Source organism: Sinorhizobium kostiense, assembly GCF_017874595.1.
Lineage (GTDB): Bacteria > Pseudomonadota > Alphaproteobacteria > Rhizobiales > Rhizobiaceae > Sinorhizobium > Sinorhizobium kostiense.
In genome coordinates this window covers 72,840-98,173 of sequence record NZ_JAGILA010000001.1, presented here as the reverse complement: position 1 = coordinate 98,173, position 25,334 = coordinate 72,840, and the positions used below count along the sequence as shown (strand labels likewise).

The following is a 25,334-nucleotide window of genomic DNA, read 5'->3' as shown; positions in this document are numbered from 1 at the left end:
GAGGCGCTTCCGCCGTCGGTTCATCGGTCCCGGGCATTAAGAAAATAACCGCTATGATGATGATCGCGACCACAACGATGCCGATGATCACGTTTCTGTTCATGGGGCAGTTCCTCCGATCCTCGCGACCATCGTGGGTTGATGGTCCAGCACGATTATTGGTGCGGCGAGTGGTTTTTGCAATTGGCAGTTCACTGTTGTGCAGGGACGAAGTCGTCACCCCGACCGACGCACTGCCTGTTCAGCCAAGATCGCTTCAACTCTGACGGTCGGCTGCTACGCGAGCTTCATGCCTGGGCATCGCGGTAGCATGCGGGGATGCCTGCAGCCTCGTGGCATGCGGAAAGCCGCTCGAGCCACGAACCCAGATCATCCGGGATTTCGGCCTCGCCGCTCTCCATTGCCTCAATCCACGAGAGCTGGCACTGCAGCGCTGATGTGAGATCGATCGTCGTCCACCTCAAGCTGGCGAGACATTGGGCAAAACGTTCGGGCGTCATCATTGCGGTTTCGTCGCTTCACCTTTTGCGCGCCACCACGGCGCTATACCTGTTTAGGGCCATCTGCCGATGGGGCGGGTTCCTTTGGTAACAGGCGCGACAGCCGCGAGCCGACATTCGGGACGAGGCCTCACAGCCCCTCTTTTGGGCCCTTACCGCCGCGTAAGGTTTGCGAGGGCAAAACGCCAAAGCGCTTCTTGTAGTCGGCGGCGAACCGACCGAGATGGGTGAAGCCCCACTTCAGCGCGACGTCGGCGACGCTTTGCACCTCATCCGCATTCATCAGGTCCCTATGGGCGGCTGTGAGCCTGATTTCGTGCAGGTAGGCCATCGGTGTAGTCATACGGAATTGCCGGAAGCCCTGCTGGAGGGTCCGCACGCTTACGCGAGCCGCAGCCGCAATGTCATCCATGGAAATCGGTTCGGAGATATGCGCGTGCATGAACTCTATCGCCCATTTCACGTGGCGCGGTGCCGGAAGCGAGGCGGGCGTCGCCAGTTGATCTGAGTAGCGGTGCGGTGCGGCCTCCAGGATCAGGTGGGTGACAGCGTCGCCAAGCGATGCGAGCGCCATCGGCGACTGTCGGAGCGGCGCGTCGCCTCGCAGGCCGTTATATGCGGTTTCGACAAGCTGCATGAGCGCGAGCCCCGGCCCACTTGTCAGGTCCATATGAGGTTTGAATTCGAGATCGCCGCTGACCGCGCACTCCAGCATATTTGCCAGGTGCTTGGCGATCTTGCGTTGATCAATGAACAGTCCGAGATGGTGCCGCGGGCCAAAAATCCGGGTGGTGGTACTGGTTGAGCCGTCAATGATCGTTCCTTTCCCGGGCACCGAGAGGAGCTCGTCTTCGCCAAGACGGAATACCGCTCTTCCTTGCTTTGGAAGGAAGATCAAGACCTTCCCGGTCGCGGCTTGCCGCGTGCATTGGAAGGTTCCTTCGTAGGCGCAGGAGGCGAAAGAGACGGAACCCGTCGAAAAGAATTCGCAGTCGAACGCCAGATGATCGCCGTCCAGCATCTCGACCTTGACCGGCGACGTGGCTGTGGACAATGCCATCTCGAGCTCCTCCGGGCTCGTGCCACGAAAAGACTTGGCTGCATGAACGGACACTCGGTCCACTTCGATCCTACCTCCGTTGCTTTCGGAATAAGCTGTCCTCGCCGCAAACGGTGAACACAGGCCTCGCGGCCTTTCTGGCCGTGTTGAGCGCGTCTCACACGTTCGGTCCAGGACACGATCCCGCCGATTGCATTCATTCATCGCGAACGAACAGGTCGCGCGGGCATTCGTCTTACTGTAAGAATTAAAGCTCCACAAAAAATACTGTTATCGGAAACATACCTGCGTGATATGGATGTTGATTGCGCGTATTGGATATCCGACACGTGCTGGTAGTAACGCTCCGCGGTTGTTTAGTATATCCTCCGTATACCTTCGGTTTAATTAACCTCGATGCTTGAGAGAGTGCCGCGATGTTTGCGCCAGTTATCTGGATATCCTCGAGTTCCAACGGATCAGTCTTTTTACGTTGTTGGCAAGTCATCGACATCGACCGGACGAAAGGGTAGGGCGCGTCGTCCGGGGCGGCGTGATCGCCCCGCTTGCCGTTTCAAATCCGCGGCATCTCGGTTAAGCTGTTTGCTGCACCGAGGAATTGCACAGATGCGATTGGCGTCAGAGATGGTGTATTCCCTTGAGCAAATGGGGCGTGCGGTGCTTCACGTCCTCATACGATTTGCCTACGCCCTTCTTGCGGCTTCAACTTTTTCCAGTGCCGTTGCGCAGGAGCCTTCCCCGGCGCCGACCGACGGAACTGAAGCCGAACAGGTTTCGGAGATCAAGGTGGGTTATCTTCGTGCCTACGCGCCCCAGCTTGCCCTTTCGGTGCTGGACGTGCCGCCGCGCGACGAAGGTGTCGCCGGGGCGGAGGTGGCGATCGGGGACAACAATACGACCGGTCGCTTCCTTGGCCAGAAGTTCACGTTCCAAGTCTCGGAGGTAAAGCCGGATGCCGAGGTCGGGCCGGCCTTCAACGACCTGGTGTCGAAGGGCGCTTTCTACATCCTCGCGGACCTCTCGGCGGCGCAGCTTCTTTCGATTGCCGACCTCGCCCGCGAAAAGGGCGTCCTGATCTTCAACGTGGGCGCCACCGATGACCGGCTCCGGGAGGAGGGGTGCCGGGCGAACGTTTTTCATACCGCCCCGACACGCACCATGCTCGCCGATGGACTGGCGCAGTATTTGATCTGGAAACAATGGCGCCGATGGGTGTTGGTTCACGGCTCCCATGAGCGTGATAAGCTGTATGCCGAAGCGCTCCGCCGCGCTGCCACGCGCTTTGGCGGCGAGATCGTTGCCGAAAAGGAGTTCACGGACACTGGCACGGCGCGGCGGACAGATAGCGGCGTGGTCCAGATCCAACGTCAGATACCCGTGTTCACGCAAGGGTTCCCCGATCACGATGTGCTGCTGGTGGCAGACGAAAGCGAGGTTTTCGGAACTTACGTGCCGTACCGGACCTGGGTTCCGCGCCCGGTGGCTGGGACGGCCGGTCTGATACCTTCCGCCTGGCATCCGGCCAGCGAGCAATGGGGTGGCACGCAGATACAGAACCGTTTTGCCAAGGCCATCGGCAGACGAATGTTGTCGAAGGACATGGCCGCATGGACCGCGGCCAGAATAATCGGCGAGGCTGCCACGCGCACGCAAAGTGCGGATCCGGAAAAGCTTGAGGCATTTATTCGGGGCGATGATTTCTCGGTGGCGGCGTTCAAAGGGCAGAAGCTGACCTTCCGCAAATGGAACTGGCAATTGCGCCAGCCGATCTTCCTGGGAGATGGCCGCTCCGTCGTGTCCACATCGCCCCAGGAAGGGTTCCTGCATCAAATCACCGATCTCGACACCCTCGGGATCGACCAGCCGGAGACCCGGTGTGTGATGAGGTAGCGTCCAAGGGAGAGAACCCGATGCTGCGAAGACTAACTGTTCTGATCGCCGGGTTCGCCACGGCGGCATGCATCGGTTCCCCGGCCTCGGCTTATTTGGTCTATGTCTCTAACGAAAGGGACAACACGGTGAGCGTCGTCGACTCAACCTCAATGGAGGTGGTCCGCACCATCGATGTAGGCCAACGGCCGCGCGGCATTACGATTTCGCACGACGGCAAGTTCCTCTATCTGTGCGCGAGCGATGACGACACAATCCAGATTATCGAGACGGCCACATACCAGATCGTCGGAACGCTGCCGTCCGGGCCAGACCCCGAATTATTCGTCCTCTCCCCCGACGGAAAAACGCTCTATGTAGCGAATGAGGACGACAATCTGGTCACCGTTATCGACCTCGAAAGCAGGAGCGTGCGGGCGGAGGTGCCGGTTGGTGTCGAGCCCGAGGGCATGGGCGTCAGCCCGGATGGGAAGACGCTCGTGAACACCTCGGAAACGACCAACATGGCACACTTCATCGACACCGCAACCCACGAGATTACCCACAATGTTCTCGTCGACTCCCGGCCTCGGTTCGCCGAGTTCAAGCCTGACAATTCGGAGGTTTGGGTCAGCTCCGAGATCGGCGGCACCGTGTCTGTCATTGACAATCGGAGCCGCGAGATAAAGCATAAGATCACCTTCGAAATTCCCGGCTTGCGTGAAGAATCGATCCAACCCGTGGGTGTTCGCATCACAGCCGACGGCGCCAGGGCGTATGTTGCACTCGGTCCGGCCAATCGCGTGGCCGTCATCGACGCAAAGACCTACCAGGTTGAGAAATACGTGTTGGTCGGGCAGCGGGTCTGGCAACTCGCATTCACGCCCGACCAGAAAATGGTCATCAGCACCAACGGCGTGTCGAACGATATCACGTTCATCGACGTTGCTACCAATGAGGCAATTCAGTCCGTAACCGTGGGGGCGCTGCCCTGGGGTGTCGTTGTGCACCCGAACTGAGAGCGGCCTGCGCAAGGCGCTGTTGCGCGAGATGAGGAGAGTACGCGGGGCGTTCCGCCCCCCGCATCCCACAAACCAATAGACGCGACCACAATGATTTTAGGTCGATCCGACCTAAAATCATTGAGACAGGTCTCAGTCGAGGAGGGGACGACTGCTTTTGCTGCTTGTGGAGGAAGACGGCACTATGCAGCATGTGAAGGCCAATGACGGAGTAGGTTTGCCTGCCGCACTCGAGGTGTCGGGGGTCAGTCATTTCTACGGCGAGAAGCGGGCTCTGGCTGACGTTTCCTTTTCAGTCGCGCCCGGCCGCTTCGCCGTCCTGCTCGGCCTCAACGGTGCCGGCAAGACGACACTGTTCTCGTTGATCAGCAATCTCTACGACACGCCCCACGGGACGATTCGCATTTTCGGCCATGATGTCAGCCGGGAGCCGGGTGAGGCGCTGCGTCGGCTGGGCATCGTATTCCAGGCACGTACGCTCGATCTCGATCTCAGCGTCGACCAAAATCTCTCCTATCACGCATCGCTGCACGGCATCGGGCGAGCCGAGGCTCTGTCGCGGATCAAATCGCTGCTTGCTCAAACTGGCATGATCGACCGCCTGCACGACAAGGCACGAAGCCTATCCGGCGGCCAGATGCGTCGCATCGAAATTGCGCGCGCGCTACTCCATCGGCCGCCGCTGCTGCTGCTCGACGAGCCGACCGTGGGGCTGGACATACAGTCGCGCGCCGAGATTCTTGCCACCATCCGTGAGCTCGTGCGTACCGAGGGGATCAGCGTCTTCTGGGCGACCCATCTTATCGATGAGGTCGAGGACAGCGATCACGTGGTCATACTCGACAAGGGCCGCGTGCTCACCGACGGCAGGGTCGACGAGGTCGTCCGAGGCTGTGGCGCCGCCAACATAAGCGGGGCTTTCGCTATGCTGAGCGGTGTCGCTTCGGTTTCGGCGGGGGGAATGCATCGATGACCATGCAATCTGTCACGGATGTTATTCCGGCCAACGCGCAGCGGGGATTCCGGGTCGGTCAGTATTTCGTCTGCCTCAAAGGCATACTTTTCCGGGAGGGGCTTCGATTCCTCAATCAGCGAGAGCGCTTCGTCTCGTCACTGGTCCGTCCGCTGCTGTGGCTTTTCGTGTTCGCCGCCGGCTTCCGTCAGGTACTTGGCGTCTCGATCATCCCACCCTACAAGACCTACGTGATGTACGAGGTTTACATCACTCCTGGCCTCTGCGGCATGATCCTGTTGTTCAGCGGTATGCAGTCTTCACTCTCCATGGTCTACGACCGGGAGATGGGAAACATGCGGACTCTCCTGGTCAGTCCGTTTCCGCGCTGGTTCCTGCTATCGTCCAAACTGCTCGCCGGCGTCACGGTGTCAACCATGCAAGTCTATGCTTTTCTGGCCGTCGCCTGGTTTTGGGACGTCAGACCGCCATGGACAGGTTACCTGCTGATTCTGCCCGCGTTGTTCCTGTCGGGATTGATGCTGTGCTCCCTCGGCTTGCTCCTGTCGTCGGTGATCAAGCAACTGGAGAATTTCGCGGGCATCATGAATTTCGTGATCTTCCCGATGTATTTTGCCTCGCCGGCGCTCTATCCGCTGTGGCGAATCCAGGAGTCGAGTCCGCTCCTCCACAAGATCTGCCTGGCAAACCCGTTCACTTACGCGGTCGAGCTAATTCGGTTTGCCCTTTATGGACAGCTTGACTGGGGATCGCTCGCGGTCGTGGTGACGGTCACCATGCTGTTTTTGGGTGGCGCGATCCTCGCCTATGATCCATCGAAGGGATTGCTCGGCCGCAGGCCAGATACCGGAGGAAATGCCTGATGCGTTGGTCATCCTTGACGCGCGTCATCCCCGCGGCGGCAGTTGCCATGACTGTCTTATGGCCCGCCTTGGCCGCACAGGGTGACGATCCGGACTGGCCGTGTATCCAGCGCAAGGTTCCGGCGCTCTCGCTGGGTCAGATTTGGGCCGGTCCCGAACTGCCGCAGACGGCGGCCGACTGGTCCAAGGATGCGGCCACTTCGGCTTTGGTGGCGGAACTCGCTGCCCGTCGCGTGCCGCTGCCGGAGGCTCAGCAGAAGATAAGGGAGTATGCGGAAAAACTGCCGGAAGGCGAGAAGGAGCTGCAGATGGCCATGCTCGTGCAGGGCCTGTTCGATCGTCTGAACCGCGAGCGCTCGCAAGTCATCGCCGGCATAGCGCGATACGCGCACAGGCAAAGAGACATGGCGGAGCTATTGCGGCAGGAGGCTTCAGCAGTCGATGCCTTGCGCGCAAATGCCGATGCCGATCCGAATGAGCTCGAACTGCGGAGCAATCGGCTTGCATTTCAGACTCGGATCTTTCAGGAGCGCGCCCGATCCCTGACCTTCGTCTGCGAAGTGCCGACGCTCATCGAACAGCGCTTGTTCGCGCTGGCCAAGACGATCGCGGAAGCGCTGCAAGTCAAGTGAACTGCGGAGTTGCAAGTGGACCCGGGCAACTAAGGTCAGGAGCGGCTTGGCTGAATAATTGACGCTCGTTTGTCCCCCGCGTATCCTCGTCGAGGCTTTCCACCAAACGCTTTGCGGGGAGCCAGCTGTCATGCCCCGGGGCATGTAAACGGATGCCAACCGATGCCGTTCCGCGTGTGCGATACAGGGAGGCGCTCCTTTGAATCTCCTCGCTTTCGTTGATATACGCTCCGACTGGAATCGCGAAACGGTGCGAAAGCCACGCGGCGCTGAAGGTCGTGCCATGGAGACGCGTCTCCCAGGACAGGGCCGGGAAATTCGAATGTGCCGCAAAGTCTACTGGGAGATGGCATAATGAACATGTCGCGGCGCAAGTTTTGCGGCGTGGGTTTGCTGGCCGTGATAAGTCCTCTGGGCTTTCCTGCCTTTGCAAATCCCTCCGCGCGGGTCCGGGTGGGTGTCCTGAAGTTCGGTACCGTGAACTGGGAGCTCGACACCATCAAACACCATCGATTCGATGCGGCCAACGGCGTCGATGTGGAGGTGGTCTATTTCGCCGGCGAAGACGCCAGTAATGTAGCCATGCTGGCGGGCGACCTCCACGTCATCGTTTCCGACTGGTTGTGGGTGTCGCGCCAGCGTTCGGAGGGCGAGGACCTCACGCTCGCGCCATACTCGACTGCCGTTGGCGCGATCATGGTGAGGCAGGACGCACCAATTCACGACATCCCCGACCTTGTGGGGAAGAAAATCGGCGTAGCCGGTGGGCCGCTCGACAAGAGCTGGCTTCTGATCCAGGGGCTTGCACAACGTGACCACAAGATCGACTTGGCCAAGGAGGGCGAGATCGTATTCGGTGCACCGCCCCTGCTGTCCGAAAAGGCGCTTTCCGGCGAGCTCGACGCGGTCTTGAACTTCTGGCATTTCTGCGCGCGGCTCGAAGCGAATGGGTTTCGCCGGCTGATCGGTGCCCACGAAGCAGCCGAAGCGCTCGGGGCGTCCGGACCCGTCTCGGCGCTCGGATACGTGTTTCGCGAAAAATGGGCGAATGAAAATCCGGACGTGGCGATGGGCTTCATCAAAGCGAGCGCAGCGGCCAAGAAGCTTCTGGCCGATTCCGACACCGAGTGGCAGCGTCTGGCCCCTATCGTGCGAGCCGACGGCAGGGAACTCGAGGTGCTGCGCGATCGCTACCGCGAGGGCATTCCAAACCGGCCTCTGGCAGATGAAGAGAGGGATGCCGCTAAGCTGTACGCCATCCTCGCCGACCTTGGTGGTGAGAGACTTGTCGGCAAGGCTTCTCAAATGGCTCCCGGGACTTTCTGGGCCGCATTGAAGACATGAGAGCCGGACTTGGATCAGCAAACGGGGCCTCTGCAAACCGGCGAATGCGTATCGTCTTGCAGGGGATTGGTTCCGTCTTGCCGGCGGCCACGGTCGCCCTCTCGCTGCTCGGCCTTGGTTTGATTTGGAGCCTGGCGGCCGACCTCTGGCCAAGCCGCGCTTTCCCGCCACCGCTTGCGGTCTGGCGAGTGCTCCTGAAGGAGGCGGCGAGCGGTGATCTGGGTTATCACTTGGCGATGACGCTCTGGCGGGTGGCGGCTGCCTACGTCGTTGCCATGCTCTTTGGTTCGGTTATCGGTGTTCTGCTCGGCACGCACCGGCGGGCGGACACCTTCTTCAATCCATGGCTAGTCCTATTCCTCAACCTTCCAGCACTGGTCGTCATCGTGCTCGCCTATATCTGGTTCGGCCTGACGGAGGCGGCCGCGGTCGGCGCCGTTGCGGTCAACAAGATACCCAATGTGGTCGTAACCATGCGTGAGGGGGCGCGCGCTCTCGATTTTAGATACGCGGAAATGGCCACCGTCTATCGGCTGGGTCCGCTCGATTATCTCCGCCACATCCTGATGCCGCAATTGCAGCCCTATTTCGCGGCTGCGTCGCGCTCGGGCATTGCACTGATCTGGAAGATCGTGCTCGTTGTCGAACTGCTCGGCCGCTCCAGTGGGGTAGGTTTTCAAATCTATCTGTACTTCCAGATTTTCGATGTTGCCGCCATCCTTGCATACACGTTGGCTTTCGTGGCCATCATGCTGCTGATTGAACTCCTTTTGGTGCAGCCCTTTGAACGACATGCAACCCGCTGGCGTCGCCCCGCTTAAAGTCGACATTGCCGAGAAGACGTTCCGATCGGCCGAGGGGGTCATGATCGATGTATTGCGTGGGCTCTCCTTCGAGGTGCGACAGGGTGAATTTGCCTGTCTATTAGGTCCGTCGGGCTGCGGAAAGACCACCACGCTGCGAATCCTGTTGGGTCTCGATCGGCAGTTTTCCGGCAGCTATCAGTTGCCCGAGGACGGCTCCAACCGCGTAGCCGCGGTCTTCCAGGAGCCGGTGCTGCTCCCTTGGCGCACGGTGGAGCAGAACGTTCGTCTTGCGCTTGCCCCGCGGCTCAGGGACAAGGACCTGGACTGGCTGTTTGATGTCCTGGGCCTTTCGGCGATGCGGTCACTCTATCCCTCGGAGCTTTCCCTTGGCCTTGCGCGACGAGCCGCCCTGGCACGCGCTTTCGCCACAGAGCCCTCGGTTCTTTTCCTGGACGAGCCTTTCGCCTCGCTCGACGAGCGGACTGCCGACAGACTGCGTCGTCTCCTGGCGACGGTATGGGAGGCCCGACCCACCACAGTTCTGATGGTAACTCACAACCTGCGCGAGGCCCTCCTGCTTGCCGATCGCATTATCGTGCTGACACCGCGTCCGGCGCAGGTGCATGGCATCTTCGACGTGCGCCTCTCGCGCGACTTGCGCGACGCGCCAGCGGTCGATGATCTCCTTCTGGATTTTCATCAGAGGTTTCCGGACACCGTGTAACCGCTCTGCAAGCCGCGAGAGGGTATTGCTTTCGAGGGTCAGAAGCAGCGAACGTCTGCTTCCGCCTGCGCTCGTCTCAGTTCGGTGTCGGCGGATTTCGCTGCCGCGCTCTCCCGAAACAGAGCCCCTCTTTCGCCCGTCACAAGTCCCAGGCTTCTGAACGTCTCGGCTGTCTCATAGCGCTCATAAGGCACGATCGAGGCAATAACGTCGATCGAGCAAGAACAGCTCTCAAGTGCGGCGCGTGTGTCGCCATTGGCTTTCATGCAGCCATAAACGTAATCGGCGACGGCGACAGTCGGGTAGTTTCCATTTGCCGATGCCGTTGTGGTGTATGAGATGGCGAGCAATGCAGCTGCGCGCAGGGTTCTAGTCGTCACCGCGCAATCTCCGATGAGTTCACATACGGATCGAAATCCAAGACCGTCCGTATTAATGTAGTAAAAAGTCTGACCACCGCAATATAGAGTCGAAATGGTGGCAGTAAATACACATGCTGCAGAGCAGTATTTGTATTTTGCGGCGCACAATTTTTAGTGCGTTTAAACTTGCATTAACTGGTCTAATCACCTATTCTTCTTCGGTTTTCAGCTTCAAGGCTTGTCTCTTGGGCGCGGCGAGAGTGTCGCAAGGTCAAGAGGACGGGTAAATTGCAGCGCCATCTACCCATCCAATTGTAACCGAGACACACTGAAGGGGGCGCATCTCCCAGGATAAGCACAACACGCTTGGGCTGGTCTTGGTGGTATCCCGAGGACTCGTGACGAGACTCGAGTGAATATCAGCATCGGGAGGATTTCACATGCGCATGCTCGGAAGATTCGCATATCTGCCGATGACCGCCGCTGGACTTCTGACAGCGGTGCTTGGCGGGAATGCGTTGGCAAATGACGAACTGATGTCCCTTGCGGCCGACGCAAAGAACTGGGCGATGCCCACGGGCGATTACGCCAACACCCGTTATTCGAAATTGAACCAGATCAACAAGGACAATGCCAAGGACCTTGAAGTCAAGTGGACGTTCTCCACTGGCGTTCTGCGCGGTCACGAAGGCGGTCCACTCGTGATTGGCGACGTTATGTACGTGCATACGCCATTCCCGAACATCGTCTATGCGCTTGATCTCAAGAACGACGGCAAGATCCTCTGGAAATATGAACCAAAGCAGGATCCGAACGTCATTGCGATCATGTGCTGCGACACCGTCAACCGCGGCGTGGCCTATGGTGACGGCAAGATCATCCTGTACCAGGCCGATACGATGGTCACCGCGCTTGATGCCAAGACCGGCAAGGTGGCTTGGCAAGCCCAGAATGGTGAGAAAACCGACGGGGGCTTGGCCGAGTCCGGCACGTCCGCGCCTATGGTGGTCAAGGACAAGGTTATCATTGGAATATCCGGCGCCGAGTACGGTGTCCGCGGTCACCTGACGGCCTACAATCTGAGTGATGGCAAGCGGGCCTGGCGGGCATATTCGACGGGGCCCGATTCAGAAACGCTGATCGACCCGGAGAAGACGACGCACCTCGGCAAGCCGGTGGGCAAGGACTCCGGGATGAACACCTGGGAAGGTGAGCAATGGAAGACGGGTGGCGGAACGACATGGGGCTGGTACGCCTATGATCCGGAACTCAACCTCATCTATTATGGCACCGGGAACCCCTCGACCTGGAACCCGAACCAACGACCCGGCGACAACCGCTGGTCGATGACGATCTTCGCCCGCGACGCCGACACAGGTATGGCCAAATGGGCCTATCAGATGACGCCTCACGACGAATGGGACTACGACGGCGTCAACGAAATGATCCTTGTCGACGACATGGAAATCATGGGGCAACCAAAGGACGTGCTGGTGCATTTTGACCGCAACGGCTTTGCCTACACACTCGACCGTTCAACGGGTGAGCTTCTGGTGGCCAAGAAGTATGATCCGACGGTGAACTGGGCGACCGAGGTCGTGATGGATCCGAAGAGCGAGCAGTACGGACGTCCGCAGGTCGTGGACCAGTACTCAACCGAACATAACGGTGAGGACGTCAACACCACGGGTGTCTGCCCGGCAGCTCTCGGAACGAAAGACCAGCAACCGGCGACCTACTCGCCGAAGACGAAACTGTTCTACGTGCCGACCAACCATGTTTGCATGGATTACGAGCCCTATAGGGTCAGCTACACGGCCGGCCAGGCCTATGTGGGCGCGACCGTGAACATGTACCCCACGCCCAACAGCCACGGCGGTATGGGTAATTTCATTGCCTGGGATGCGGCTAAGGGTGAGATCGTCTGGTCGATACCGGAGCGGTTCTCCGTGTGGTCAGGTGCGCTCGCGACGGATGGCGATGTCATCTTCTACGGCACGCTTGAAGGCTACATCAAGGCGGTGGATACGCAGGGAAAAGAACTTTACAGGTTCAAGACTCCGTCCGGCATCATCGGCAACATCAACACCTTCGAACACGGCGGCAAGCAGTACATTGCTGTTCTGTCGGGTGTTGGCGGCTGGGCAGGCATCGGCCTGGCCGGCGGTCTTCTCGGCGCCGAAGGTGCAGCAGCCTGGCAGGAGGCCGTAGCCGGTGAGAGAGCCCCGACCGAGGAAAGCGAACGCATCGCCACGGCAGGATTGGGTGCTGTCGGCGGTTACGCCGCATTGGCCGACTACACGACGCTTGGCGGGCAGTTGACGGTATTCGGCCTGCCGGATTGATGACGGGTGACAGACCGCTACCGAAAAGAGAGCCCGGACCAAACGTAACAGCAAGGCACCGGGCTCTCCGTTCCTCCAGACAAGAATCTCGTGCCGCAGCCAACTGGAAAAATGGCGCGTGGCGGGAGGAGAGAGAGGTTGTGAATGTCACCAGGCTTCATCATTTCGGCGCTTGCCGCAGTCCTTATTGCCTGTGCGACCAGCCCTGCCCGGGCCGAAGACACCAAGGAAAAGGCAGCCAGCGTCAAGGAGGAAGACGGGAAGCATTTCGACGCCGAAGGCAATCCCACGTTCAAGATCGAGAACGGCGTCGTCGATTGGTACACGTTCAGCGGGTATCGCCGCTATCATGCCGATTGCCATGTCTGCCACGGACCCGACGGCGTCGGATCCTCTTATGCTCCGGCCCTCACCACATCGATGAAGAACATAGATTACGGGACGTTCCTTTCGATCGTAGCTGAAGGACGCAAGAGAACCAGCGGCGGCAAGGAATCTGTCATGCCGGCCTTCGGCGAAAACAAGAATGTCTACTGTTACCTCGATGACCTCTATATCTACCTGCGCGCCCGCGCCGTCGAGGCTGCGCCCCGAGGTCGGCCGCCCAAGAAGGCGGACAAGCCCGAAGCGGCGACGGCCAATGAAGCGTCATGTATGGGTGGATGACATGCGAGACCCTGCCCATTGGCCTTGCAGGACAGCCCTCATCTCCATGACTTTGGCCGCGCTGATGCCGCTCCAAGTACATTCGCAGACCGCGGGCCTCGGTGCTGCTGGCGAACTGGTTGACACGGATACGCTGCGGGTCTGCGCCGACCCGTCCAACATGCCCTTCTCCGATGAGAGCGGGGAAGGATTCGAGAACAAGCTCGCTGAGATGGTCGCGGCCGGGACGGGAAGGAGCTCTGTAGCCTACACCTGGTTCCCTTCAATTCCTGGCTTTGTGCGCAATACACTCGGCGCAATTCGCTGCGACGTCATCATGGGCTATGCGCAAGGCGACGAACTCGTCCAGAACACCAACGCTTATTATCGCTCCTCCTATGTTCTGCTTTACAGGAAGGATGGCGACCTTGCCGGCGTGGAAACGCTGGCTGACCCGAGGCTCGTTGATAAGAGGATCGGCGTGGTCCACGGAACGCCTCCCTCCGCGAACATGGCAGCAGCAAAACTGATGCGCAAAGCGAAGATCTATCCACTCGTCGTCGACACGCGCATAGCGCCGTCGATGGCTGAAATGATGATCCGTGACATGACGGCCGGCGCAATTGACGCCGCAGTGATCTGGGGGCCGATGGCCGGATATTATGCCCGCAAGTCGGCGGTCGAGCTGGCGATCGTGCCCTTGACCAAGGAGAACGGCGGATCGCGCATGACCTATCGGATCACGATGGGTGTGCGCCCGTCCGATCAGGAGTGGAAACGCACACTTAATACCTTCATCAGGGACAATCAGGCGGAGATCAACAAGCTCTTGCTCTCGTACGGTGTTCCGCTTCTCAATGAGCAGGACGAGATGATGACGGAATGAGAGTGCCGGCAGCTCATCCGTATCCGGGAGCCGCCGCTGTTGGAGTTCTTCCGAGTGAACCAGTCCCGGTGGAGATGATGTTCAAGGGAGGATGGAGACATGGACGTACGCGCTGCCGTTGCCCGGGAGGCCGGCAAACCCTTGGAAGTGATGACGGTGCAACTCGAAGGGCCGAAGGCCGGCGAGGTGCTCGTCGAGGTGAAGGCGACCGGCATCTGCCACACCGACGACTTCACCCTCTCCGGCGCCGATCCGGAAGGGCTGTTTCCGGCCATCCTCGGCCATGAGGGGGCCGGCATCGTCGTCGACGTCGGTCCTGGCGTCACCTCGGTGAAGAAAGGCGATCACGTCATCCCGCTCTATACGCCGGAATGCCGCGCCTGCCCCTCCTGCCTCTCGCGCAAGACCAATCTCTGCACCGCCATCCGCGCCACGCAAGGCCAGGGCTTGATGCCGGACGGCACATCGCGCTTTTCGATGGGCGGCGAGAAACTCCATCATTATATGGGCTGTTCGACCTTTGCGAACTTTACCGTCTTGCCGGAGATCGCCGTCGCCAAGGTCAACCCGGACGCCCCCTTCGACAAGATCTGCTACATCGGCTGCGGGGTGACCACCGGCATCGGCGCGGTGATCAACACCGCACGAGTGGAGATCGGCGCGACGGCGATCGTCTTCGGTCTCGGCGGCATCGGCTTGAACGTCATCCAGGGGCTTCGCCTTGCCGGCGCCGACATGATCATCGGCGTCGATTTGAACAACGACAAGAAGCCCTGGGGCGAGAAGTTCGGCATGACCCACTTCGTCAATCCGAGCGAGGTCGGCGACGACATCGTTCCCTATCTCGTCAACCTGACGAAGCGCGGCGCCGACCAGATCGGCGGCGCCGACTACACCTTCGACTGCACCGGCAACGTCAAGGTAATGCGCCAGGCGCTCGAAGCATCGCATCGCGGCTGGGGCAAGTCGGTGATCATCGGCGTTGCCGGCGCCGGCCAGGAGATATCGACGCGGCCGTTCCAGCTCGTCACCGGCCGCACCTGGATGGGCACCGCCTTCGGCGGCGCGCGCGGCCGCACCGACGTGCCGAAGATCGTCGACTGGTACATGGAGGGCAAGATCGAGATCGATCCGATGATCACCCACACGATGCCGCTCGACGACATCAACAAGGGCTTCGAACTAATGCATTCCGGCAAGAGCATCAGGAGCGTCGTCGTCTACTGAGCGTAAAACCGCCAGCAATCGAAGAAGCCGAAGCTTCGCCACGTCGAGACGGCTTCGGTACAACAGGGAGGATAAGCAATGGAAAGCTCAATTCGCATTCATCCGGCTGTCGACAGCGGCGTGAAGCAGGGGCGCCCCGACTTTCAGGGGGGCACGCTTGTCTGTGCCTGCACGGACAGGCCGGTGAAGGTAAGGATCGAAGGGCAGATCGCCCACAATCACGCCTGTGGCTGCACGAAGTGTTGGAAGCCGGAGGGCGCAACATTCTCCGTTGTCGCGGTCGTCCCGCATGACAAGGTGACGGTGCTTGAAAACGGCGATAAGCTGCAAGTGGTCGATCCCTCCGCCCTCATTCAGCGGCACGCCTGCAGGGAATGCGGCGTTCACATGTACGGACCGGTGGAGCGAGAGCATGCATTCCAAGGGCTGGACTTCATTCATCCCGAGCGCTTCCAGGAGTCGGGCTGGGCTCCGCCCGGCTTTGCGGCCTTCGTGTCCTCCATTATAGAATCGGGCGTCGATCCCAGCCGTATGGACAGCATCCGGGCCCGATTGAGGGAGCTCGGGTTAGAGCCCTATGACTGCCTGTCGCCAGCCTTGATGGACTATGTTGCCAGCTGGATTGCAAAGAAATCGGGAGCACTTGCGAGCTGATCTGCCAGCGAGCTTGAGAACCCTGTCGGCGCGCATCGGCGCTGACAGGGTGCCCCTTGCGACAGTGCGAAGCACTGCTTGCCGCCAGCGTTGGTGTGCACGTCGCTCCCGCGGCTGGTTCCCGCCAGAATGCGCCAAATCAGTCATCTACACGGAACACTTCGTGTAGAGCTTTGTTTTGCTGCACGGGTGTAACCGGATGCGTTGCGTCCCTAATCAGGGAGCCAAGAGAATGATGAAACGCTTCACAGCAGCTGCCGTCCTGCCCATTCTAATGGCAGCGCCGGCATTCGCGGACTGCCGCCAAGACCTCCAGAAGCTCGAGCAAGCCATTGCTACGGCGGAAACGGGTGCACCCGCCAGCGGCGCGCCAACCACGGAGCATCAGGAGGAGGTCCTGGCAGGCGAACAGAAGAAAAGCGTCGGAGCTGAAACGACAGGATCGACTGATACCCAGACGAAATCGATTACGCCTCACCAGGAGGAGGTTACACGTTCAACTGATATCGGCGACAGGCCAAGCGAGCTCATGGCGGAGGCCCGCAAGATGGCCGAAGCCGGTGATGAGCAGGGCTGCATGGAGAAGGTGGGAGAAATCAGGGGCCTTATCGGAGAAAACTGAGGTCTCCTTAAATCGGCTTCGATTCGAAGAAAACTGATGCAGCCATTCAAGTGCCACAGTGGGCGCACGCGCGCCTGAGAAGGCGCGTGGCGCTCTGAATGCCGTTAAACCTGGGGCTAAGGCGCGCCAGAAGGCGGGGCTGAGATTCAGGTGCGGGTGCCGTTCGGCCCGTCGGCCGAAGGATCATCGGGAAAGAGATCGTTTATCTTGTAAGCCACTTCCGTCCTGTTGGTCGCGTTGATTTTCTTCATGATGTTACGGACATGCACCTTGACCGTGCTTTCGCGGAGGTTGAGCTCGTGAGCAATCATCTTGTTGCCCTTTCCGCGCCGCAAAGCCTCGGCCACCTCGACCTGCCGGTCAGTGAGGATGCCGGCAAAAGGACGCGCGGCGACGCTGGTTTCGAACAGGTGACGCATCGCAAAGACGCTGCTGGCCGGAACGAAAATCCCGCCTGCGACGGAAAGCAGGATTGCCTCCAGGCAGACATTGATGCCGACCGAAGAAGGGATGTAGCCCTTAACCCCACACTCCAGCGCCTTCAGGATTTCGGTAAGTTCGTCGTTATCGGCGAGCAGGATCAAAGGGGCCGGCGCGAGTTCGCAGACGAGCGCGCGAATCTCCTGTTCCAGATCCGGCTCGTCGATCTTCCTATCCGCAACGCATAGGAGCGCGGCGAAGGGAGCCGGATAGTTCGTTCGTTGTTTTGCCCACTCTGCGGCTGAGCCGTAGGTGAGCACGTAGCCGTAGCGCTTCTCTGCGGCGATGTTCTGGGCTAGGCACTCCCGCCTGAGTTCGCGCTTGTCGATGATGACGAACGGTTGCTCCGATGCGCGCCTCTGGTCATTTGCACTAAGCAACGCACCAGCAGTACGCAACCTCAGTGGGCGAGCGGGCGCCGTATATTCGTCTCCATCCCCTGGGCCTGATGAGTTCATGGCCTTGCCCTCAAGCACCTTGTTGACCTGGGCTTCTGCTCCGTCGCCCTCCTCTGACGAACGAAACGGAAGCAAATCAAACCCGACAAATGAAAGCTACTATAATTGATCTGTTAAAAAAACGACCAAAATAGTTCGTTGTTCAAGGTAACAGATGTAGTTCCTATTTGTTTGCAGAGGTTAGATTCAAGACGTCTTTACCGCATAAGAATAGTCCGGGATGAGTTGCCTTATCCCACTGAGGTATCCACGGCGCAATCGTGCCTTCATCTTGACTGCGTCGCCGGAAGCAGCGAGCGCGGCGCCGATCACCGAACTTGAGCAACAGTTGCTCTGCGGAGCTTGTCGGCGCGCGGCAGGAGGGTTTACCTCACACATCCATAGCGCGATCACTTTCAAGTGAAGACAACGTTCTGGTGCGACAAGGCCGCCGGGGTGATATCCGTTCACTGTGATAAATGCTAGAGTTCGAGGATATTTGTTAATACCACTTCATTTTTAGGAGAAGTTCTATTAGATTATCGGATGTCAATTTTTCGAATACCATTGTTGCGCACAAGGTATACTCACTTTGTAGCTGGACAATAACTCGAAGGTATTAGTTATTAATAAGTACTTTTCGTATTTCCACTTTGGTTTTGCATCTCATATGAGCCGCTGTTTTTGCTCATTGGCGTCCATTTGATAAGGGGACTATATGATGGCTTCATCTGTTTCGATGTTTGAGAAAGTGTCTGTGTTTACACAGGATCCGCCGGGTGCGAATGGTTCAAGAGAGGGCGAGGAGAGGGATAAGACCCAGGATCAACAGGCAGGCAAACGTTGCCTCGTCCTCCTGGACAGCAGGGCGCTCGATCGCGAATGCCTGGCGAGGACGTTGATCAATCATGGGCTCGGTATGGATGTTGTAGCCTTCGGTTCAATCGACGAATGGCGCGAGAAAAAGTCCGTTCAATCGTCCGTCGGCGCCGTCCTCCTCAACATCGGAGCGCGAAAGCTCTCCGAGATCAGCGTGGAGATTTCGAAGCTCTCTTCCGAGTTTCGGCCGGTTCCCGTCGTGGTCCTCTCGGACAGCGACGAGATCGCCCAGATCTTGAGAGTGCTGGAATCGGGGGCACGCGGCTACATCCCGACGTCGGTCGGCGTGGAGGTCTGCATCGAAGCAATCGGACTGGCGATTGCGGGAGGCACTTTCGTACCGGCCAGCAGCATTCTTGCCGTTCGCCATCTGATCGAGACAGGTAAACAGGAGCCGGCACCGCTCGCGGGAATGTTCACTCTGCGCCAAGCGGAAGTCGTTCAGGCGCTGCGCAAGGGCAAGGCGAACAAGATCATCGCCTACGAACTCAATCTTCGCGAGAGCACGGTCAAGGTTCACATCCGCAACATCATGAAGAAGCTGAAGGCGACGAACCGGACCGAGGTGGCTTACAAGCTGAATGATCTCTTCTCCGGCGATCACAGCTATTCGTAACGGGACTACTGGCCTCAATGCGCAACGGGATCTCCTTTTGCGCGTCTGTTTGCGTCACGACGCCCCCGGTTCTAAGCGGCGACGGTTCCTTACGTCCGCGGCTCCATGCGCAATTGCAATCAGGTAGCTCCACGGCGAAGTCATGGCTCGGCGGCAGAAGGAGCGTGAATGCGAGCCCTCTGGCATTGGGGTTGAACGACGCAAAGAGGGCCGGTTCTGCCTATCCTGGCTGTCGGTGGCGTGAGGCTTAGCCCAAAATCATGACCGCGCCGAACCCTTTCTGGTTAGAGCCGAAACCGGCCGGAAGGGCTATATTTTCCTGCTCGCGTCGGGAGGCGCACCTTTCCTGTCCGCCTCGGATCATCAACGGCGTAAAAGACCACGTCGGCGCGGCGATTGGCATATCTCAAAAGGATGCGGCTCGGTTCGAAAGGAGCCCTTCATGAAGACTTTTTTCGCGGCCGCCTTTGCCTGCGTGGTGGTGGCGGGGTGCATGCAGACCAGCCGGTACGTCAGCCTGTCGGGATATGCCTACCAGACGGATCCGAACTGTATACGGCGCCAACCGCCCACGAAATTCGATCGGCGCTGCGATGCCCCGATCCTTGGCTTTTCGGCCTTCACGCCTCCCCCCACGTTCGGCAACGGATTCTGACGCAGCGTGCGGTGCAGGAAGACGATCGTTTCGCAATGCGCTATTGTAATTGTCCATGTCGAAGAAAACTGGGCAGCCGATTTCACCTGCCGCAGTTGACAGGCAGGATGCGCGCGCTCGCGACTTGCTTGCGATCGTAACGGGATTCCTGCGCGAGTTGCACCCGCAGCAGGCCCATTCGATCGACGTTGCTCCATTGAGCCGGATCGAGCGTGATCTCGGCATTGATAGTCTCGGTCGAACCGAGTTGGCCTTGCGGATTGAGCGCGCCCTTCATGTGAGGCTACCAGCGCGCGCCATGGCCGAAGCCGAAACCGTGTCCGATCTTGAGCGGGCACTGGAGCGGGCTCAACCGGAAGGAAAGCGACGCGCTCACGGCGTACCGTTGTCCGCAATGCTTCCGACCGTCCCGGCTGCCATCGAGGCGCGCACGTTGGTCGAGGTGTTGGAATGGCACGAGACGCGGCATCCCGAGCGGCTGCATGTTACCGTGCTGGAGGACGAGACCACCCCGCTCGGCGCTCTCACATATGCTGACCTCGGCAGGCGTGCGCGCCGGGTTGCTGGCGGGCTCGTAGCTCGCGGTGTCGCGCCCGGGGATCGGGTCGCGTTGATGCTCCCGACCGGCCTCGACTTCTTTGTCGCATTCTTCGCCATCCTGTATGCCGGCGCCATTCCCGTGCCCATCTATCCGCCAACGCGGCCTTCGCAACTCGAGGAGCATGTGCGTCGGCAGGCCGGGATTCTCGGCAATGCGGGCGCCTCTCTGCTCATCACCTTGCCCGAAGGACGCCGGCTTGCCGGCTTGCTCAAGGCGCTGGTGGACGCGCTAAATTCGGTTGAATGCGTTGGGGATCTGGAGGAGTTGGCGCCGGAGCCGGATCTTGCTCATCGCGGCGACCCCGCCATGACGGCGCTCATTCAATACACATCCGGCAGCACGGGCGACCCGAAAGGAGTGGTGCTCAGCCATTCCAATCTGCTGGCAAATATTCGCGCTATGGGCGATGCGATGCGTGCAGGCTCGGGCGATGTGTTCGTAAGCTGGCTGCCGCTCTACCACGACATGGGCCTGATCGGCGCATGGCTCGGTTGCCTGTACTATGGCGCCCCGCTCTATGCGATGTCGCCTTTGAGCTTCCTCTCGCGTCCTCAAAGCTGGCTTTGGGCGATGCACAGTTACAAAGCGACACTGTCGGCCTCTCCGAATTTCGGTTTCGAGATCTGCCTGAACAAGATCCCGGACGCAGCCATCGACGGGCTCGACCTCGGTTCGGTGCGCATGATCGCCAACGGAGCCGAGCCGGTGCGTGCTGGTACACTCCGTCGGTTCAGCGACCGTTTCGGTCGTTTCGGCTTGGCGGCGGAGGCGCTGGCTCCTGTCTATGGACTTGCGGAATGTTCCGTCGGTCTTGCATTCCCGCCGCTCTCACGTCCACCCCTCATCGATCGGGTGGATCGCGACGCGTTGAGCAGACGCGGCGTGGCCGAGATGGCGCGTGCGGACAATCCTGCGCTTGAAGTCGTCGCCTGCGGCCAGCCATTGTCAGGCCACGAAATCCGCATCGTCGATGAAGCTGGCCGGGAACTTGGTGAGCGGCGGGAGGGTCGGCTCGAATTTCGCGGCCCCTCCACGACGGCAGGCTATTTCCGCGACGAAGAGAAGACGCGCGCGCTCTTTCATGACGGTTGGCTCGACAGCGGCGATCGCGCCTATATGACGGGCGGCGACGTGTTCATCACGGGCCGCGTCAAGGACATTATCATCCGTGCCGGCCGCCACCTTTACCCACAGGAGATCGAAGAGGCGGTGGCGGCGGTTCCCGGAATCCGCAAGGGAGGCGTGGCGGCCTTCGGCACAGCGGACCGTGCCTCAGGCACCGAGCGGGTGGTCGTCGTCGCGGAGACCGCCGAGACCGATACGCATGCGCGCGCGGCAATCGAGGAGCGCGTGGTCGCGGCGACCGCCGCCATTTCCGGCGGTCCTCCCGACGAGGTGCTGCTGGTGCCGCCGCAATCGGTGCCGAAGACGCCCAGCGGCAAGCTTCGCCGCGGCACTGCGAAGACGCTCTTCGAGAGCGACCGCATCGGAGGGGCCCGGCGCGCCTTTTCGGTGCAATTGTCGGGATTGATCCTGCTCGGCATTGGCGCGCAGATCCGGCGGTTCGCGCGGCTTGCCCGGGATACGGTCTATGCCGTCTGGTGGTGGGCGGTTCTTGGCGTGGCGCTGTCGGCGGGGTCGCTCGCGGTGCTGTTGATCCCGCGTTTCTCCTGGCGCTGGCGCGCCGTCAGAGGGATTGCGCGCGCCGCGCTTGCCGCCATGGGTGTCCCGGTTGCATCCGCCGGCATCAACCGGATCCCGAAAGAGGGTGTGATGCTCGCCTTCAATCATGCGAGTTACATGGACGTGTTCGTCCTCGCCGCGGTTCTTCCGGGCGAGCCGGCAATCGTGGCCAAGAGGGAGCTTGCACGGCAATTCCTCACGGGCCTATTGCTGCGGCGCCTGGGCATCCCCTTCGTTGAGCGCTATGATGTGTCCGCAAGCCTGCAGGATGCTAGGTCGTTGACGGATCTGGCGCGCCAAGGGCGGGTTCTCGCCGTTTTCCCCGAGGGCACGTTCACCCGCAGGGAGGGCCTCGCCGGCTTCTATCTCGGCGCCTTCAAGGTAGCCGCGGAGGCGGGTCTCAAGGTTCTTCCAGGCGTCATCCGGGGTACGAGGTCCATGCTGCGGGGCGAACAATGGTTTCCTAGACGCGCATCGCTCAGCATCGAAATATTCGAGGCGGTCTCGCCGGCCGGTACGGATTTCGCAGCTGTCCTGCAACTGCGCGACGCCGTGCGCGAGGTGATCCTCAGTCGTTGCGGCGAACCCGATCTCGGCGGCCTGGCAAAGCCCGATCCGCCTCCCGCCTAAGGCATGTCGCCATGCAGCTCCGCGCGTCTTATCGGCGCAGGTGATCCGAGATCGGATGCAGTGCGGCTTGGCCCCCCTGTCTCTCAGAGGGTCTCAGGATTGGAGGCGAGCTCGGACAGGCGCGCCAGGAACTCCGCGGCGTGGCGTGCATGGCTGACCCTGTGGTCGCCGGCAACCGTGACCGGGATCATCCGGCGGACCACCACGGAATTGCCAAAAACCCACGGGCGAGCACCTGGCGTGCCGCAGCCGATGATCGCCACCTGCGGCGGGAAGATGAGCGGAAAGAAGTAGTCAGCATTGCCCTCGGCCACATTGCTCATGGTAACGGTGCCTTCGGCCACCTCCGATTTGCGCAACCGCCCTAACCGGGCGCGACGCTCAAGGTCCGTGATTGCACGCATGATCTCGTCGACGCTCTTTAAGTCCGCATCGTGTATTGCCGGCGCGGCCTGTCCGCCGCGGCGAACAGGAACAGCAAGCCCCAAGTGCACGGCCTTGGCCGGTCGGAAGGCGGCGCCCTCAAAGAAGCCGTTGAGTTCCGGCACCTCCCTCAATGCCAGCGCCGCAGCCTTCATCAGCGGAGCAGTGTAGGCGAGCTGCGCCTCGGCGGGCCGGCCAGCATTCTCAGCCTCCATCCAGTCGAGAAGGGGTGTGGCGTCGATTGCATGTGTGACCCAGTAATGTGGGACATCGCGATGCGAGCGGACCAAGGCCGCATTGGTCGCCTCTTGGAGCACCCCGCGACCGCGGGCGTTCCTGTCGGCGCGTTTCGCGTCTTCCCGTGTGGGTTCCCGTTCATGTCGCGTGGCGGGCGCGTGTTGCGTGGAACGCGCCGGAACAATCGGGAGATGGATGGAACCGCGCCGCGCATAAGGCCGCCCTACGATCTTCTTCGGCTTGCCGGCGCGGCGGGACGGGGCCGGCTCATCGGCATTGAAGATCGTTGCCAGAACGGTTCCGACGGGTACTTCTTTCCCTGGTTGGACACGCTGTTCGCCGAGAACGCCTTCGTCGAATGCTTCGATCTCGACCGCGCCCTCCTGCGTCTCTGCCAGGGCGATGACATCGCCGCGCCTGACGCGGTCGCCGGGTTGCTTGAACCATTCGACCAGCATCGCAGGCCCGATGTCGGCCACGAGAGACGGCATTTTGAACTCGATCATCGTCGCACGCCTCCCTGACAGCGCCTGCACAACGTCTCGTCCGACGGCGGCACCCCTGAAGCCCCGGAATTCCCATGCGGTCTACGGTCTCAACAGACGTACTGACTGTCTCACTAAAACGCCTCGGGAGACATGCAGCAATTTACAGCGAACTTTGCGCGTCTGATAGCTGTAGGCGGTTTCCGTCGGGATGGCCAATATAGCCAGAGGCGCGCCTCTTGACGAGAGTGCTTCGATGACCATGTCCGGAGCGGCCGATCAAAGGCGGCGCGACATCAAAAGGCACGATTATCGGTTATAATCGGGGCTTCTGAACAGAATGTTCAGGATCGATCCCCATGGCCGTAGATCGACCGGATGTAATTGAAGTCGAGGTTTCGCCGAACGGCTTGCCGGGCAGTCTCCGGCTGCCGAAGGAGCCTCGGGGCATAATCGTATTCGCGCATGGCAGCGGCTCGAGCCGCCACAGTCCACGGAATGGTTATGTCGCCGAAGCGTTGCGACGCCAGGGATTCGCCACTTTGCTTTTCGACCTTCTGAGCGACCGCGAGGCTGCGGACCGCGCCAATGTCTTCGATGTCCGGCTGTTGACCGAACGGCTGGTCTCGGCTTGCGCATGGACCGAAACGACGCAGACTACCCGCGGGCTGCCGATCGGGCTTTTCGGGGCGAGCACCGGCGCAGCGGCGGCGCTTTCGGCGGCCGCGGAACTTGGGGATCGGGTGTTTGCCGTGGTCTCGCGGGGCGGCCGCCCGGACCTTGCAACGCCTGTACTTGAAGAGGTCAGGACGCCGACGCTTCTTATTGTCGGCGGGCGCGATCATGACGTTCTCGGATTGAACCGGGCGGCCTTGGCCATGCTCTCCGGCCCGAAGAAGCTGCAGATCATCCCAGGCGCAACCCATCTGTTCTCGGAGCCGGGCGCGCTTGATGCGGTCATCGCGGCCGCGGCGGACTGGTTCGCTAGCCACTGCGCACGAAAGGGCAGGAAACAGGAAGAGGGGTAGGAACGTGCATTACTCCAATCGTTCGGAAGCGGGACAGCAATTGGCAATGGCGCTCGACCATTATCGCGGCCAGGACGTAATCGTGCTCGCTCTGCCGCGCGGCGGCGTGCCGGTCGCGGCCGAGGTCGCGAACCATCTGGGCGCACCGCTTGACCTCTTGCTCGTGCGCAAGATCGGGGTTCCCTGGCAGCCGGAACTCGCCATGGGCGCGGTTATCGACGGCAGCAAGCCGGCGATCGTGCGCAACGAGGAGACGATCCGCCTCGCCGGCATATCGGACGCTGAGTTCGATGGCGTCTGTCAAAGGGAACTCGCCGAGATCGAGCGTCGGCGACGATTGTATTTCGGTGATCGCCCGCCTGCAGAGACCGAGGGGCGCGTGGTTATTATCATCGATGACGGGATCGCGACCGGCGCGACTGTCAGGGCCGCCGTTATCGGGCTGAAGGCTAAGAAACCGGCGAGAATCGTCGTCGCCGTTCCGGTCGCTCCGCCAGGCGCGGTCGCGGAAATCAAGAAGGAGGCGGACGAGGTCGTCTGCCCGCTGCAGCCGAGGATGTTCGGCGCGATCGGCTACTTCTACGGCGACTTCGAGCAGTTGACCGATGGCGAGGTCATTCGGATCCTGTCAGAACATAAGGCCTGA

Annotated in this window: 24 protein-coding genes; 19 read left to right on the top strand and 5 right to left on the bottom strand. The window is 60.4% G+C overall.

Annotated elements, in window-relative coordinates; all coding sequences use genetic code 11:
• Window positions 1–287: 287 nt before the first annotated feature.
• Both J2Z31_RS00410 and J2Z31_RS00405 read right to left on the bottom strand, forming a co-directional pair.
• On the bottom strand, window positions 288–500 hold the full coding sequence (locus J2Z31_RS00410) for a hypothetical protein (protein ID WP_209601024.1): 213 nt from the start codon (window positions 498–500) through the stop codon (window positions 288–290).
• Between the two features lie 130 nt (window positions 501–630).
• A complete protein-coding gene (locus J2Z31_RS00405; RefSeq protein ID WP_234939213.1) occupies window positions 631–1,560 on the bottom strand; it encodes an AraC family transcriptional regulator in 930 nt (309 codons plus the stop codon).
• 645 nt (window positions 1,561–2,205) lie between these two features.
• On the opposite strand from J2Z31_RS00405, the gene J2Z31_RS00400 reads away from it, so the two are divergent.
• The 8 genes from J2Z31_RS00400 (at window position 2,206) to J2Z31_RS00365 (ending at window position 9,793) form a co-directional block, all read left to right on the top strand.
• On the top strand, window positions 2,206–3,450 hold the full coding sequence (locus J2Z31_RS00400; protein WP_209601023.1) for an ABC transporter substrate-binding protein: 1,245 nt from the start codon (window positions 2,206–2,208) through the stop codon (window positions 3,448–3,450).
• Window positions 3,451–3,470: 20 nt separating this feature from the next.
• Window positions 3,471–4,448, top strand: a complete 978-nt coding sequence (locus J2Z31_RS00395; protein ID WP_209601022.1) for a YVTN family beta-propeller repeat protein — start codon at window positions 3,471–3,473, stop codon at window positions 4,446–4,448.
• 187 nt (window positions 4,449–4,635) lie between these two features.
• Window positions 4,636–5,424: an ABC transporter ATP-binding protein gene (locus tag J2Z31_RS00390; protein WP_209599903.1), complete on the top strand. Its 789-nt coding sequence runs from the start codon at window positions 4,636–4,638 to the stop codon at window positions 5,422–5,424.
• 2 nt (window positions 5,425–5,426) lie between these two features.
• Window positions 5,427–6,287 (top strand): ABC transporter permease, encoded by an 861-nt coding sequence (locus tag J2Z31_RS00385; protein WP_209601021.1) that lies wholly within the window; start codon window positions 5,427–5,429, stop codon window positions 6,285–6,287.
• Window positions 6,287–6,919: a hypothetical protein gene (locus J2Z31_RS00380; RefSeq protein ID WP_209599902.1), complete on the top strand. Its 633-nt coding sequence runs from the start codon at window positions 6,287–6,289 to the stop codon at window positions 6,917–6,919. The genes J2Z31_RS00385 and J2Z31_RS00380 overlap by 1 nt, the downstream gene beginning before the upstream one ends.
• 354 nt (window positions 6,920–7,273) lie before the next feature.
• Window positions 7,274–8,263 (top strand): ABC transporter substrate-binding protein, encoded by a 990-nt coding sequence (locus J2Z31_RS00375; protein ID WP_209599901.1) that lies wholly within the window; start codon window positions 7,274–7,276, stop codon window positions 8,261–8,263.
• 44 nt (window positions 8,264–8,307) lie between these two features.
• The gene (locus J2Z31_RS00370; protein WP_209599900.1) at window positions 8,308–9,084 is read left to right on the top strand and encodes an ABC transporter permease; all 777 of its coding nucleotides are present in this window, start codon (window positions 8,308–8,310) and stop codon (window positions 9,082–9,084) included.
• The gene (locus J2Z31_RS00365; RefSeq protein ID WP_209601020.1) at window positions 9,056–9,793 is read left to right on the top strand and encodes an ABC transporter ATP-binding protein; all 738 of its coding nucleotides are present in this window, start codon (window positions 9,056–9,058) and stop codon (window positions 9,791–9,793) included. The genes J2Z31_RS00370 and J2Z31_RS00365 overlap by 29 nt, the downstream gene beginning before the upstream one ends.
• Window positions 9,794–9,831: 38 nt before the next feature.
• On the opposite strand, the gene J2Z31_RS00360 is transcribed toward J2Z31_RS00365, so the two are convergent.
• Window positions 9,832–10,173 carry a hypothetical protein gene (locus tag J2Z31_RS00360; protein ID WP_408022001.1) on the bottom strand — a complete coding sequence of 114 codons (342 nt, stop codon included), beginning with the start codon at window positions 10,171–10,173 and terminating at the stop codon, window positions 9,832–9,834.
• Window positions 10,174–10,628: 455 nt separating this feature from the next.
• Here J2Z31_RS00360 and J2Z31_RS00355 point away from each other — a divergent pair, with 455 nt between their 5' ends.
• From J2Z31_RS00355 to J2Z31_RS00330, 6 genes are all read left to right on the top strand, one after another.
• Window positions 10,629–12,500 carry a methanol/ethanol family PQQ-dependent dehydrogenase gene (locus J2Z31_RS00355; protein WP_209601018.1) on the top strand — a complete coding sequence of 624 codons (1,872 nt, stop codon included), beginning with the start codon at window positions 10,629–10,631 and terminating at the stop codon, window positions 12,498–12,500.
• Window positions 12,501–12,644: 144 nt separating this feature from the next.
• Window positions 12,645–13,166: a c-type cytochrome, methanol metabolism-related gene (locus J2Z31_RS00350; RefSeq protein ID WP_209599899.1), complete on the top strand. Its 522-nt coding sequence runs from the start codon at window positions 12,645–12,647 to the stop codon at window positions 13,164–13,166.
• Between the two features lie 46 nt (window positions 13,167–13,212).
• Window positions 13,213–14,031: a substrate-binding domain-containing protein gene (locus J2Z31_RS00345; protein ID WP_234939212.1), complete on the top strand. Its 819-nt coding sequence runs from the start codon at window positions 13,213–13,215 to the stop codon at window positions 14,029–14,031.
• Window positions 14,032–14,130: 99 nt separating this feature from the next.
• Complete coding sequence (locus J2Z31_RS00340) at window positions 14,131–15,258, top strand: S-(hydroxymethyl)glutathione dehydrogenase/class III alcohol dehydrogenase (protein ID WP_209599897.1); 1,128 nt, start codon at window positions 14,131–14,133, stop codon at window positions 15,256–15,258.
• A 78-nt stretch (window positions 15,259–15,336) separates the two neighbouring features.
• Window positions 15,337–15,912 carry an S-(hydroxymethyl)glutathione synthase gene (gfa, locus tag J2Z31_RS00335; RefSeq protein ID WP_209599896.1) on the top strand — a complete coding sequence of 192 codons (576 nt, stop codon included), beginning with the start codon at window positions 15,337–15,339 and terminating at the stop codon, window positions 15,910–15,912.
• Between the two features lie 232 nt (window positions 15,913–16,144).
• Complete coding sequence (locus J2Z31_RS00330) at window positions 16,145–16,534, top strand: hypothetical protein (protein WP_234939211.1); 390 nt, start codon at window positions 16,145–16,147, stop codon at window positions 16,532–16,534.
• Window positions 16,535–16,680: 146 nt separating this feature from the next.
• Here the strand turns inward: J2Z31_RS00330 and J2Z31_RS00325 are convergent, their stop codons facing one another.
• Window positions 16,681–17,472: a response regulator transcription factor gene (locus J2Z31_RS00325; RefSeq protein WP_209599895.1), complete on the bottom strand. Its 792-nt coding sequence runs from the start codon at window positions 17,470–17,472 to the stop codon at window positions 16,681–16,683.
• 700 nt (window positions 17,473–18,172) lie between these two features.
• Here J2Z31_RS00325 and J2Z31_RS00320 point away from each other — a divergent pair.
• From J2Z31_RS00320 to J2Z31_RS00310, 3 genes are all read left to right on the top strand, one after another.
• Complete coding sequence (locus J2Z31_RS00320) at window positions 18,173–18,946, top strand: response regulator transcription factor (protein ID WP_209599894.1); 774 nt, start codon at window positions 18,173–18,175, stop codon at window positions 18,944–18,946.
• 442 nt (window positions 18,947–19,388) lie between these two features.
• Window positions 19,389–19,601 (top strand): hypothetical protein, encoded by a 213-nt coding sequence (locus J2Z31_RS00315; RefSeq protein WP_209599893.1) that lies wholly within the window; start codon window positions 19,389–19,391, stop codon window positions 19,599–19,601.
• A 55-nt stretch (window positions 19,602–19,656) separates the two neighbouring features.
• Complete coding sequence (locus tag J2Z31_RS00310) at window positions 19,657–22,515, top strand: AMP-binding protein (protein ID WP_209599892.1); 2,859 nt, start codon at window positions 19,657–19,659, stop codon at window positions 22,513–22,515.
• Window positions 22,516–22,598: 83 nt separating this feature from the next.
• Here J2Z31_RS00310 and J2Z31_RS00305 read toward each other — a convergent pair whose 3' ends face one another.
• A complete protein-coding gene (locus J2Z31_RS00305; RefSeq protein WP_209599891.1) occupies window positions 22,599–23,681 on the bottom strand; it encodes a 2-oxo acid dehydrogenase subunit E2 in 1,083 nt (360 codons plus the stop codon).
• 338 nt (window positions 23,682–24,019) lie between these two features.
• On the opposite strand from J2Z31_RS00305, the gene J2Z31_RS00300 reads away from it, so the two are divergent.
• Both J2Z31_RS00300 and J2Z31_RS00295 read left to right on the top strand, forming a co-directional pair.
• Window positions 24,020–24,688 (top strand): dienelactone hydrolase family protein, encoded by a 669-nt coding sequence (locus tag J2Z31_RS00300; protein WP_209599890.1) that lies wholly within the window; start codon window positions 24,020–24,022, stop codon window positions 24,686–24,688.
• A 4-nt stretch (window positions 24,689–24,692) separates the two neighbouring features.
• Window positions 24,693–25,334 carry a phosphoribosyltransferase gene (locus tag J2Z31_RS00295; RefSeq protein WP_209599889.1) on the top strand — a complete coding sequence of 214 codons (642 nt, stop codon included), beginning with the start codon at window positions 24,693–24,695 and terminating at the stop codon, window positions 25,332–25,334.